An 11,598-nucleotide genomic window follows, 5' to 3' on the forward strand; every position below is an offset into this window, starting at 1 on the left:
CCACCTATAAAAATTAATTCATGATTCTCTGAGAGAATCCTATAAACATGCATTGATATGTTTGACATAGATATCACCACCTTGGTCATTGCAGGCTTGTTTACTGCTGCATTTATAGCTCCATTATACTGGAACTACCGTAAAATGAGCCAAAAAGAAAAAAAAGCAGAGCAGCTTATCCAAAGTCTAAAAGCCAGCAAAGGTCTCTTCTTAAGCGAAAAAGATTATTGGAACAACCAATATTTCATTGGAATAGATCCTGTAAAAAAGGTCTTGGTCTATTCAGAAAATATCCATATCCATGAACCCATGATTGTGGATCTGAACCAAATGAAAGGGATCAAGATGGAAGAAAAAAGCCATGAATTCAACAAAAGGAAAATTGTGGATGAGCTGACATTGATGGTCCATCCCCTTCAAAAAGCTCCGATTCCTCTTGAATTCTATGATGCCGATAAATTTTCTTCTTTGGATGCTGAACCTGTATTGATCAAAAAATGGGAAAGCCTCATTAGGCCTTTGTTGAAGAAAATTCCCGAAAAGGAACTGAGCGCATAAATTGTTATTTTTTCTCTGACCCCGCATCCATTAGGCCTGAAAAGGTCTTTTGGATGCTTTTTTATTCACTAAATTCCGGAACCTGTATTGGCCCAACTTTATGTTCCTTCTCTCCCTGACAATTTCATAGAATCCCGTCGGGTCATATTTTTGATAAATTCCAATTTTCTGAAGCGTATTGCACTCCAGTCTTCATCGATGGCCACTTGTCTGACGCCTTCCAAATTAAACTTGCCCAATGCCGACCATCCTGTATCCCGGTTGAATTCACAGGTATATCTTTTGGAGGAAGCTTTGGGATAACAATACCAAAGGATAGCATCTCCTTCAAGCTTGTGGTAAATGTCAGCAATACTGTCTTCGATTTCATGCAGCGTTTTGACAAAAACAAGGATGAAATGTAGGCGCTCTATGTTCTGCAGGGATTTTAAAATTGGGGTTTCTGAAGCCATTTGCTCCATTTCCCTTTGAAATGAAGAAGGGCTATTGAGTACCAATATATGTGAATGGGCTTTAAAGTTCAGTTTTTTGAATAATGGCGTTATCATACTTTTTCTGTTGACTTGAATACTGTCCCCCTCCAAATCGGCTCTTCGGACCTCCGGAATTCTTGAATTTTTCCTTGTGCGAAGGGTTTCACCCTGGGCTTTTACAGAGCAGCCCTTCAGGCCTTTGGCATCTTTTCTTTTCCTAAATCCGCCTTTCGAAATCCACCTTCTCAATGAAATCCTTAATATCCCTAACTTCTTAATGTTTCAAAAATCTCCGATTCCCCCATTCTGACATCAGCCTTCAATTCGGTCCTTAAGACCTCTGAATTTCTTGAACATTTCCTTTTACCCAGGGTTTCACCCCGGGCTTTTACAGAGCAGCCCTTCAGGCCTTTGGCATTTTTTCTATTCCTAAATCCGCCTTTCGAAATCCACCTTCTTAATGAAATCCTTAATATCCTTAACTTCTTAATGTTTCAAAAATCTCCGATTCCACCCACTCCGACATCAGCCTTCAATTCGGTCATTCAGACCTCTGAATTTCTTGAATTTTTCTTTTTACCCAGGCTTTCACCCCGGGGTTTTACAGAGCAGCACTTCAGGCCTTTGGCATCTTTTCTTTTCCTAAATCCGCCTTTCGAAATCCACCTTCTCAATGAAATCCTTAATATCCTTAACTTCTTAATGTTTCAAAAATCTCCGATTCAACCCACTCCGACATCCGCCTTCAATTCGGTCATTCAGACCTCTGAATTTCTTGAACTTTTCTTTTTACCCAGGCTTTCACCCCGGGCTTTTACAGAGCAGCCCTTCAGGCCTTTGGCATCTTTTCTTTTCCTAAATCAGCCTTTCGAAATCCACCTTCTTAATGAAATCCTTAATATCCTTAACTTCTTAATGTTTCAAAAATCTCCGATTCCCCCCACTCTGACATCAGCCTTCAATTCGGTCCTTCAGACCTCTGAATTTCTTGAACATTTCCTTTTACCCAGGCTTTCACCCCGGGGTTTTACAGAGCAGCCCTTCAGGCCTTTGGCATTTTTTCTATTCCTAAATCCGCCTTTCGAAATCCACCTTCTTAATGAAATCCTTAATATCCTTAACTTCTTAATGTTTCAAAAATCTCCGATTCAACCCACTCCGACATCCGTCTTCAATTCGGTCCTTTAGACCTCTGAATTTCTTGAATTTTTCTTTTTACCCAGGGTTTCACCCCGGGCTTTTACAGAGCAGCCCTTCAGGCCTTTGGCATTTTTTCTATTCCTAAATCAGCCTTTCGAAATCCACCTTCTTAATGAAATCCTTAACTTCTTAATGTTTCAAAAATCTCCGATTCAACCCACTCCGACATCAGCCTTCAATTCGGTCATTTAGACCTCTGAATTTCTTGAACATTTCTTTTTACCCAGGCTTTCACCCCGGGCTTTTACAGAGCAGCCCTTCAGGCCTTTGGCATTTTTTCTATTCCTAAATCCGCCTTTCGAAATCCACTTTCTTAATGAAATCCTTAATATCCTTAACTTCTTAATGTTTCAAAAATCTCCGATTCCACCCATTCCGACATCCGCCTTCCGACATCCGACTTCAATTCCGATTCACCTTCCCCAACCCACTCACATTCTCGGTCACCTGCTTGGGATTACCGGTATAACTTACACTTCCTATGCCACTGACATTCATGATCAGCTCTTCTTCTGCGTGCACAGCGATCATCCCAATACCAGAACTGGCCAGTTCTACCTTTTGGCAGATCAATTGGGAAGCATCGATATTTCCTACGCCCTCATTTTCAATCAGGAGTTCCCTGGAGAAGCCTTTGAGTTCCATATTCCCCACAAAATTCAGTTTGGCCTCCAGCAATTCCGCATCCAGTTCCAATACGATATTCCCCACACCTTTACCGGTAATTAAGAGTTCGTCCAGGTCCAACAAGCTGCTGGTCTTGATCTGCCCTGCCCCTTCAAATTCCAGTTCGCTCAGGTCCTTGAGTTGTAGGTAAACTTCAATTTTTTCATTCTTTCCCCAGGATTTTTGCCCCTCTTTGAGGCGTATAGAAAGGAGATTGCCGCGCTGTTCCACTTTCAATTGCTCCACCCATTGCTTGTCTCCCTCCACGCGCAGGGATTCCGAATCCCCTTGGGAAAGGTAGAGGTTGATAATTCCCGATACCTTGAGTCTGGAAAAAGGCTCCAAACTTCTTTCCTCTTCTATTTGCTCCCCACTGGAGCGGGAATTATTGGATTCACAAGAGAACAACAGGCCTGCCATGAAGGCTAATACCAGAAGGAATTTGTATTTTTTCATAAGCTGTGGTTTTTTGAAGGGTACAAAATGATATTTTGTTCTAAATTGGACAATTATTTGTTAAAATATGATCTGGGATATCTAATATACTGAATTTTAGAGAAGAAATATTTTTTTATGAAAAATTGATTTTGCCACAAAGACAGGAAGGCACAAAGATTTTTGATTAAATTTTTCGATTTTTATACAGAGACAAAATGCCATTGCCGTGGATAAAAAGCCCAGACCCTATAGCGAACCAAAAATTACGGTACCCCGCTTTTCGGAGGCAGAAGGCTTTTATACTAGCCCTCAGCGGTCTTTCAATATGTCCCAGATCAAGGGCAAGAATACCCAACCTGAAAAACTGCTTAGAAAGGCCCTTTGGCATGCCGGCATTCGTTATCGAAGCAACAAGCGTAAACTCCTTGGCAAGCCTGACATCAGCCTGATCAAATACAAGCTGGTGATTTTTGTGGACGGTTCCTTTTGGCATGGGCATGACTGGGAAAACAGAAAAGATGCCATCAAATCCAACCGTGACTTCTGGATTCCCAAAATCGAAAGGAATAGGCAGCGCGACCGCGAGATCAACCAATACTATCAATCCAAAGGCTGGACTGTGCTGCGGTTTTGGGATTTTGAGGTAAAGAAGGAGCTGGGGATGTGTGTGAAGAGGGTGGTGGATGCCCTCAATGATTGACACGCATTTCAAGGATATGCCTGGAAATTAGTAAATGCTTTGGCTGGACCATTGCCTATTGTCTTAAAACTTCCACTCTTCTTAGGCGATAGGTGTCGATGAGGTCTCCCATGGACCTTCGGAAAACAATTTCTTCCCCCTCCCTACGTATTTGATAGGTCCCGCTCAAAATCAGGCTCCAATCAAATTCAGCTGTAAAAAAGCAGGTATTATTAAAAGTGATGGTATTTCTGGACAGGGCAAAGGTCCCCTGACAGATGCTGGGATAGCGGTTGGCTCCACCTGAACCTCCAAACCTATCCCCTTCAAAAGCCAAGGTAACCTCTGCTACTCCTAGAGATATCCCCTTATCGGTCCTCTCAAAGGTTCCGGCAAACTGGCCCTCCAATGAAGAGCGGAATTCATTTTCAACAGAATTGCAAGCGGATAAGGCCCCTAAAAGTCCAAATATCAGCCCAATAATGATTTTTTTCAATGTCTTATCTTTTACCCAATAGAGACGAAATTCGGATTTAAAATGTCCTGGTAGGAAGAGAAAATTATGGTTGGGCAAACGTTTAACAGTTTAGCAATTGTTTATCAAGAGTTTTTCCCACGTCTTCGGGGGCATAGAAGATTTGTATTTAGAAATTAAGCTTCTGTAAATATATGAGTCCATCATAAACTCCAAAATTAAAAGATATAGTCCTAATGTTTTATGCCTTTATATGCCTTATCCTCTACTACTAATACGAATGAAAAATTACAAAATTTAGATTTCGTATCCTTTTTCAATCCCTTCCAAAAATTCCTTAAAATCTCTTTTATCAGTAACACCTTCTTCTGTCCATTCAAACTACTCAAATTCATGCCATTCATGGTCAATCTCAGGGTCATAAGGATGATATTGTAATCTTGGCAATTTCCAATCTTGAGGAACAAAAAACTCATTGGAAATCAATTTCTGACTTAACTTTTCTGATGCTTTTCTAGGTGTCAAAAAATTTGGATTTGCAAAAACAACGTATCCAAACTGCTTGTAATTCGCTCCGTCCCGATATAGGTAGTTTAATTTTAGATTTAAAGGTCTCTTCTTATCTCCGATGGGCATCTGATCCAAAAATTCCTCCAAATCACTTTCTGAATCGAATGAAGCAATGGGCTCCTTTCCAATTTCAAAAAACTGGATCAAATCAACCAAACTATCAAAAACCCTAAAATGCTTTCCTTCAAAATTGTAAACATAGACTTGTTTACTTTCCTCGAATTTTACCAAGTTAAAGATTTCAATGGTTCTTGATGGCATGATGTGTTCGGTGGTAATGGGAATGATTTTGTTCATGTAAATCAAAATTTAAAGGGTAAATATAAAGAAAAATTAGTTTTTGTAGACTATAGTCCGTGGTACAATAGCCGACATTTTTTCAGATTGCATGATGGACATTAAAGTTGCCTACGGCGAAAAAGTTAAGGCCATCAGAAAAAGTCAGAATGTTTCTCAGGAAAAGCTCGCTGAACTGGCTGAGTTGGACCGGACCTACATTTCTGATATTGAAAATGGTAAGAGGAATGTTTCTATAGAAACAGTCTTCAAAATCGCCAAAGCGCTTGATAAGCCAATGGTTAGTTTTTTTGAATTCTAAATTTTTATAAAAGCATGATTGAAGAAGTAGTAAGTCTTATTAAAGAATGGGCACTTGAATTTGGTGCAAATAATGAAAATGAATTCTCAAAATCTTATGTGTATAGAAACAACACTGGCCCAGAGGCATTGAAAGATAATGGAGCTTTTTTTGGTTTTCTTCATCCAGATGAAGAAGAAAGAGGTGTATTTCATGATTTTTCATTCACACTCTTCCCTACTGACCAAGAAAAGCCATGGTTACTTTGCTTAGGTATCGGCTCTAACGGTTTTAAAAAAGATCTTGAGCTCGCCAATAAACCTGGAATGAGAAGACTATTTTCTCAACTTATTGATAATGAGGGATATTATAAAAATGACTTTAGTGATATTGAATCCGGATTACCAAAAAGCATTACTTCAAATCCAAACCTTCAGCATTTAAAAAACACGATTAAGACCTATACCAAAGTATTACCTGTTTGTCAAGTAATACATAACCCGCTTAGCGAAAGTGGAAAATCAAGAATCAAGGCTTTTTTAGCAGCTTATGCAAAAGTGAGAGATTGGCCTTCAAATCAAAATCACAGAAATGCCATATCTAAAGCCTTAAAACCATTTCAAAATGAAAAGTTAGAGGATGACCGAGAGTTAATTTTCGAATTATTGAAAGAAAGAAAATTTGTAATCCTTCAAGGCCCTCCTGGAACAGGTAAAACCACACTTGCCAAAGAAATAGCAAGTAAATCATCGGCAAAGAGTTTCTTCACCCAATTTCATGCTGAGACCACATATTCTGATTTCATTTATGGCATAAGACCTAGCATTAACAGCGATGACCTAACTTATGAAGGTAGAATGGGTAATCTGGCTGAGGCGGTATTGTATTCAATAGAAAATCCCAATGAAAAAGTAGTTCTTATCATTGATGAAATAAATAGGGCAAACCTTTCCAATGTATTAGGTCCAGTTTTTTATCTCTTTGAACATAAAATGAAAAATTCGGAAGTATCTATTCAGATCACTCCTGAATTAGAAATAAAACAGCTACCCTCAAATTTCTATGTGATTGCTACTATGAATACTGCTGACAGAAGCTTAGCAGTCGTTGATTTTGCTTTAAGGAGACGTTTTGCATGGTATACTGTCAAACCGAAACCTATTTCAGGTTCAAATTTTTACAAAAATGACTTTAACAAGGTAGCTGAAATTTTTGACTGGCATGCAACATCAAGTGAGTTGAACCTTCAGCCTGGTCAAGGATATTTTCTTGCTAGTTCTGATGAGGAAATGGAAAATAGAATTCGTTATGAAATATTTCCTTTGATCAGAGAGTATTTACAAGAAGGGTTGCTTACTTCTGCTATTGAAGAATTCAATAGTTATTTTATGGATAGGATCAATCAACCTCTTTTCGAATGACAAAAGACCAAGGCTTATTTCATGAAATTCCTTGTTTAACTGAAAGATCTTCAACTATCAGCGGTAGGGAATTACAGAAAAAGGTATTTAAAGGAGCCGATAAAAGGGTCATTGGCCTTTATTTGCAAAAATTTATCCAATACAATTTAGAACTATTCAGCTTTTTGGGAATAGAGGCCCATATTGAAGGATCGGATCTAAATACTTCTATTTTTTTTAAATCTTCTGAATTCATAGGTACTATTCCACTTAGAGCCCCAGATACAGGAAAACAGATAGGTGATTTTGTTGTTTCCCCTAGGTTTACGGGAACTAACCGATTTGAGGAGTTTGTCGAAATTTTGGACTTACTGGGTGATGAAATTAGTCCTGAATTCATTGAAAGTCTGCCATTGGCTTCTAAAAGAGCTTTTCGACCACCTATATATTTAGAAGCTGTAAAATTTATATCAGCTTTAGAAAAACTACTTAAACAGCACTGGAGAAAATTTGACAATAAGGAAATTCAATTATCCCAACCAAGTGGTCAAGTGAACTGGAATAAATATGCAAAGCAAAGTTTTAAAGTTGAACAGAGACTAGTTTACCCGACAAGAAAAAATTTTTTAAGCGAATTCCACTCGGAGTTTAGTGAAATCAGATTTGTATACGACTTGTGCAAATTAGAATTATTAAGCTCCAACACACCAATAAGAATTAGGGCCTCAATTTCAAAAAGAATTTCATTTTTGGATGAAAAATTATATTTCCACAAGCCTAAAATCACCTCAAAAATTCAAATAACGAATGCAGATGGTGTGACGATAAAAGAAGCAAAGCAAATTGCAAATAGAATTCTAAATTTCAATTTAATCGATGGGACAGCATGGAGAGTAGACTTTGCTGATGTTTTTGAAAAGTTTATTCAGCAGATCTTTAAAGAAGTAACCAAATCGATAGGCGGTAAATTTATTCCCAACCTAAAGATCTACTCTAATACTAAAAAGAGATTCCAGTGGAGCTTAAATAAATTAGAGCCAGACGGAGTATTATTAAAGGATGATCAAGTGATATTTATAGATGCGAAATACAAGTCTCATCTCTATAATAAATTTGACCAAAGCGAGACGCTGAAGGAAGATCATAGAAGAGACCTGCATCAAATTCTAGCTTACAGCTCCTTTAATGATGCTAAAAACAAATCTGGTTTTTTGTGTTATCCTTCCAATAAAATAGAACTCTCAAAAATTGAATATAATTTTTCTCAATTAGGATTTTTCAATCAAGTCCTGATACTAGGAGTCCCCTTTAGGAAATCAATTATTCCTGAAACCAAAAATCTTATTATCGAAAATCTAGAATTACTAAATCTTTAAAAAATACTCAAACCCCCTCCACCCCAATCCCTCCAAAATGATGCTCTTTGGCTTTGCAGGGGATGCCATTTACATAGCAGGTATTTCCCTCATAACGCTCTTCTGTATCCTTGAATTCCCCCTGACAGCCATGTGCAGAAATTATAGTGCTGACATTTAGAAGAGTCTTTTCCAAAATATGCGAACTCTATTTTTTGTCCTTCTTGATCTCTTTCAAAATCTTTTTTTCAGTACTGTCAATTCTTCTTTGCACCTTCTTCACATCCTCAGCTGGAGGCAAACTTTCAGGTTTCACTCCTCGCTTCAGTAGAATATTTCTTACCTCACTATTATTGTCAATATGCTCTTTTGTTATTTCCTGATCCCCTGACAAATCTTTATCAACCACATTATGGCTTGTTAATTCAGTGGCAAAATCTTTCGCTTTAATTAAAAGCGTCGGCAAAAAGTCGGCAAGTGGTCTCGTATTAGGAACTCCCAATTTATTTTTCATGAATTGAGTTGTCTTACCTCCAAAAAGCGCTTTGTCTCCTTCCGATCGAATCAGAGCGAAACTTTTATTGTCTATTCCTCTTTCATAAATAATCCCTGATAATTTCTTTTCAGATCTCGAAAGCTTCTCCCTTGCATTTACTCTGTCTATGTCCAGGAGTCTTTTCTCAATTAATTCTTGCTTTCGTGTCTGTACTGCAAAATATGTCTGTGCGAAAGCAATTTCGGGTTTTGCAGGATCCCCATTCTGGGCAACTAAATAACATGCATATCTTGTGAGTGCAATATCATCAATAGGTCTATCAGTTCCACTACCTATCTTAACCATTTTGGTGATCCCAACAAAATGGTCTCGAATTTCCTCTCCTGAATTCTCACATGCTTTTGATGCTTTATGAACTGCATTTATAAAATTTCGCCAATCCTTGTATCCTAGAATTTCTTGCATTTCCCTTGCACTCCAACATTCTAGTCCATCAAGGTCGTAGCATGCTTCTTCAAATTTTTCAAATAGCTCACTAATCAATTCTTTTTTCATATCATTAGGTTATTTGTCTTCAAAAAACTTGTTTAAACAATTATGTGATACATTTCATTTTAACGCGATTCATTCACATTTCGGCTAATATTATTCTATCTAAAACTACAAATACTCAGCATTCTATACCCCCTCCTAAACCACCTCCACCACAATCCCACCAAACCTATGCTCTTGGGCTTTGCAGGGAATGCCATTTACATAGCAGATATTTCCCTCATAACGCTCTTCTGTATCCTTGTATTCCCCCGACAGCCATGGCCGGAAATACTGGTATTGTAAAAGGCCACCGGCCTTCCTTCGGCATCGTTACACAGGTCCATACAGGTACTACAGAGATACTTGGGATACCTGGAGGAGTAAGCTATCTCCTGCTTACATATCGGACAATGCACCTCCTTTTCCATAAAAACTCCTTTTTCTTCCTTTACCAAAGTTCCCGAAAAGGAATAGGATAAAAAATTAATTGTCATCAATTGTCGCAATAAGAATAAGTGTTTTTTGAACCATTGAGAAGTTTAGGAATTAAGGGGTTCAATATTAATCGCCACAAAGGCTCGAAGGCACAAAGGTTAACTGTGGATAAACAGCGCCCTTTGCGAAAAACCTTGCGCTTCCTGCGGAAAAAACCAAGTCTTCAAGCAGAGAGGATTGTACAAGTGAATTAAAAATCCGCAGTATCACATCTCGAAATTGCAAATTTCAAGAAGCCTCTGCGCTCTTGGCGAAAGCCCTTGCGAACTTGGCGGAATAAAATAAATGGTTCACACTAAGACGCAAAATCTTTAAAATGCTTTTGTCCTCTTTTGTTAACTTTTGCCACTTTTGTTGTTCAAATAAAAAAGCCACAAAGGCGCTAAGGCACTAAGGTTCATGGTGCAAAACTCAGCGTCCCTCGCGAAAACCCTTGCGTCCTTTGCGGTAAAAAAACAAATGAGTTATCGCCACAACATCCTCATTTATCCCCATTTAATCCGCTTTGCGGAACGAGTTCAGCGGTAAAAACCAAGTCTTCAAGCAAAGATGATTGTACAAGCGGATTAAAAATCCGCTGTATCGCTTCTCGAAATTGCAAATTTCAAGAAGCCTCTGCGCTCTAAGCGAAAACCCTTGCGTCCTTTGCGGTAAAAAAACAAATGAGTTATCGCCACAACATCCTCATTTATCCCCATTTAATCCGCTTTGCGGAACGAGTTCAGCGGTAAAAACCAAGTCTCCAAGCAGAGTGATTGTACAAGCGAATTAAAAATCCGCAGTATCACTTCTCGAAATTGCAAATTTCAAGAAGCCTCTGCGTCCCTCGCGAAAACCCTTTGCGCTCTTTGCGGTAAAAACAAATCAGTCAATACCACAATATCCCCATTTATCCCGCTTTGCGGAACGAGTTCAGCGGTAAAAACCAAGTCTTCAAGCAAAGATGATTGTACAAGCGGATTAAAAATCCGCAGTATCACTTCTCGAAATTGCAAATTTCAAGAAGCCTCTGCGTCCCTCGCGAAAACCCTTTGCGCTCTTTGCGGTAAAAACAAATCAGTCAATACCACAATATCCCCATTTATCCCGCTTTGCGGAACTAGTTCAGCGGAAAAAACCAAGTCTTCAAGCAGAGAGGATTGTACAAGTGAATTAAAAATCCGCAGTATCACTTCTCGAAATTGCAAATTTCAAGAAGCCTCTGCGCCCTTAGCGAAAACCCTTGCGTCCTTTGCGGTAAAAATAAATGGTTCACGCTAAGACGCAAAATCTTTAAAATGCTTTTGTCCTCATTTGTTAACTTTTGCCACTTTTATTGTTCAAATAAAAAAGCCACAAAGGCGCTAAGGCACTAAGGTTCATTGTGCAAAACTCAGCGTCCCTCGCGAAAACCCTTGCGTCCTTTGCGGTAAAAAAACAAATGAGTTATCGCCACAACATCCTCATTTATCCCCATTTAATCCGCTTTGCGGAACGAGTTCAGCGGTAAAAACCAAGTCTTCAAGCAAAGATGATTGTACAAGCGGATTAAAAATCCGCTGTATCGCTTCTCGAAATTGCAAATTTCAAGAAGCCTCGGCGCCCTTTGCGAAAACCCTTGCGTCCTTTGCGGTAAAAAAACAAATGAATTATCGCCACAACATCCTCATTTATCCCCATTTAATCCGCTTTGCGGAACGAGT

12 protein-coding genes are annotated in these 11,598 nt (G+C 38.8%); 5 read left to right on the forward strand and 7 right to left on the reverse strand.

All coding sequences use genetic code 11. From position 1 onward, the window contains the following. Positions 1 to 57: 57 nt before the first annotated feature. Positions 58 to 558 (forward strand): hypothetical protein, encoded by a 501-nt coding sequence (locus tag CLV48_RS19395; RefSeq protein ID WP_106568956.1) that lies wholly within the window; start codon positions 58 to 60, stop codon positions 556 to 558. A 98-nt stretch (positions 559 to 656) separates the two neighbouring features. Here the strand turns inward: CLV48_RS19395 and CLV48_RS19400 are convergent, their stop codons facing one another. Together CLV48_RS19400 and CLV48_RS19410 are read right to left on the reverse strand one after the other, a co-directional pair. Next, entirely contained in the window at positions 657 to 1,280 is a 624-nt protein-coding gene (locus CLV48_RS19400) for a hypothetical protein (RefSeq protein WP_245889619.1), read from the reverse strand. 1,353 nt (positions 1,281 to 2,633) lie between these two features. Then, complete coding sequence (locus tag CLV48_RS19410; RefSeq protein WP_106568958.1) at positions 2,634 to 3,353, reverse strand: head GIN domain-containing protein; 720 nt, start codon at positions 3,351 to 3,353, stop codon at positions 2,634 to 2,636. Between the two features lie 208 nt (positions 3,354 to 3,561). Here CLV48_RS19410 and CLV48_RS19415 point away from each other — a divergent pair, with 208 nt between their 5' ends. Continuing rightward, the gene (locus CLV48_RS19415) at positions 3,562 to 4,035 is read left to right on the forward strand and encodes a very short patch repair endonuclease (RefSeq protein WP_106568959.1); all 474 of its coding nucleotides are present in this window, start codon (positions 3,562 to 3,564) and stop codon (positions 4,033 to 4,035) included. A gap of 55 nt (positions 4,036 to 4,090) precedes the next feature. Here the strand turns inward: CLV48_RS19415 and CLV48_RS19420 are convergent, their stop codons facing one another. Together CLV48_RS19420 and CLV48_RS20680 are read right to left on the reverse strand one after the other, a co-directional pair. Then, positions 4,091 to 4,510 carry a hypothetical protein gene (locus CLV48_RS19420; RefSeq protein WP_106568960.1) on the reverse strand — a complete coding sequence of 140 codons (420 nt, stop codon included), beginning with the start codon at positions 4,508 to 4,510 and terminating at the stop codon, positions 4,091 to 4,093. A gap of 360 nt (positions 4,511 to 4,870) precedes the next feature. Then, positions 4,871 to 5,356 carry a hypothetical protein gene (locus CLV48_RS20680; RefSeq protein WP_211299981.1) on the reverse strand — a complete coding sequence of 162 codons (486 nt, stop codon included), beginning with the start codon at positions 5,354 to 5,356 and terminating at the stop codon, positions 4,871 to 4,873. Between the two features lie 91 nt (positions 5,357 to 5,447). Between CLV48_RS20680 and CLV48_RS19430 the strand changes: the two genes are divergently transcribed. From CLV48_RS19430 to CLV48_RS19440, 3 genes are read left to right on the forward strand one after another with little or no spacing between them, the layout of a single operon-like run. Then, positions 5,448 to 5,657: a helix-turn-helix domain-containing protein gene (locus tag CLV48_RS19430; protein ID WP_106568961.1), complete on the forward strand. Its 210-nt coding sequence runs from the start codon at positions 5,448 to 5,450 to the stop codon at positions 5,655 to 5,657. 14 nt (positions 5,658 to 5,671) lie between these two features. Beyond that, on the forward strand, positions 5,672 to 7,057 hold the full coding sequence (locus tag CLV48_RS19435; protein WP_106568962.1) for an McrB family protein: 1,386 nt from the start codon (positions 5,672 to 5,674) through the stop codon (positions 7,055 to 7,057). Beyond that, positions 7,054 to 8,412, forward strand: coding sequence for a 5-methylcytosine restriction system specificity protein McrC (locus tag CLV48_RS19440; protein ID WP_106568963.1), 1,359 nt, complete (start codon positions 7,054 to 7,056; stop codon positions 8,410 to 8,412). The genes CLV48_RS19435 and CLV48_RS19440 overlap by 4 nt, the downstream gene beginning before the upstream one ends. 7 nt (positions 8,413 to 8,419) lie before the next feature. Here the strand turns inward: CLV48_RS19440 and CLV48_RS20620 are convergent, their stop codons facing one another. From CLV48_RS20620 to CLV48_RS20410, 3 genes are all read right to left on the reverse strand, one after another. Further along, entirely contained in the window at positions 8,420 to 8,587 is a 168-nt protein-coding gene (locus CLV48_RS20620) for a hypothetical protein (protein WP_170069060.1), read from the reverse strand. A 12-nt stretch (positions 8,588 to 8,599) separates the two neighbouring features. Next, entirely contained in the window at positions 8,600 to 9,442 is an 843-nt protein-coding gene (gene dinD, locus CLV48_RS19445; protein WP_106568964.1) for a DNA damage-inducible protein D, read from the reverse strand. Positions 9,443 to 9,639: 197 nt separating this feature from the next. Further along, positions 9,640 to 9,915: a hypothetical protein gene (locus tag CLV48_RS20410; protein WP_146140126.1), complete on the reverse strand. Its 276-nt coding sequence runs from the start codon at positions 9,913 to 9,915 to the stop codon at positions 9,640 to 9,642. Between the last annotated feature and the right edge of the window lie 1,683 nt (positions 9,916 to 11,598).

The organism is Cecembia rubra (assembly GCF_003014575.1).
Classification (GTDB): Bacteria; Bacteroidota; Bacteroidia; order Cytophagales; family Cyclobacteriaceae; genus Cecembia_A; species Cecembia_A rubra.

Excerpts from the sequence above, each read along its gene's own strand:
- CLV48_RS19395 (WP_106568956.1), top strand. The coding sequence starts at position 58 with ATGTTTGACATAGATATCACCACCTTGGTCATTGCAGGCTTGTTTACT.
- CLV48_RS19410 (WP_106568958.1), bottom strand. The coding sequence starts at position 3,353 with ATGAAAAAATACAAATTCCTTCTGGTATTAGCCTTCATGGCAGGCCTG.
- CLV48_RS20680 (WP_211299981.1), bottom strand. The coding sequence starts at position 5,356 with ATGAACAAAATCATTCCCATTACCACCGAACACATCATGCCATCAAGA.
- CLV48_RS19430 (WP_106568961.1), top strand. The coding sequence starts at position 5,448 with ATGATGGACATTAAAGTTGCCTACGGCGAAAAAGTTAAGGCCATCAGA.
- CLV48_RS19435 (WP_106568962.1), top strand. The coding sequence starts at position 5,672 with ATGATTGAAGAAGTAGTAAGTCTTATTAAAGAATGGGCACTTGAATTT.
- CLV48_RS19440 (WP_106568963.1), top strand. The coding sequence starts at position 7,054 with ATGACAAAAGACCAAGGCTTATTTCATGAAATTCCTTGTTTAACTGAA.
- dinD (WP_106568964.1), bottom strand. The coding sequence starts at position 9,442 with ATGAAAAAAGAATTGATTAGTGAGCTATTTGAAAAATTTGAAGAAGCA.
- CLV48_RS20410 (WP_146140126.1), bottom strand. The coding sequence starts at position 9,915 with ATGACAATTAATTTTTTATCCTATTCCTTTTCGGGAACTTTGGTAAAG.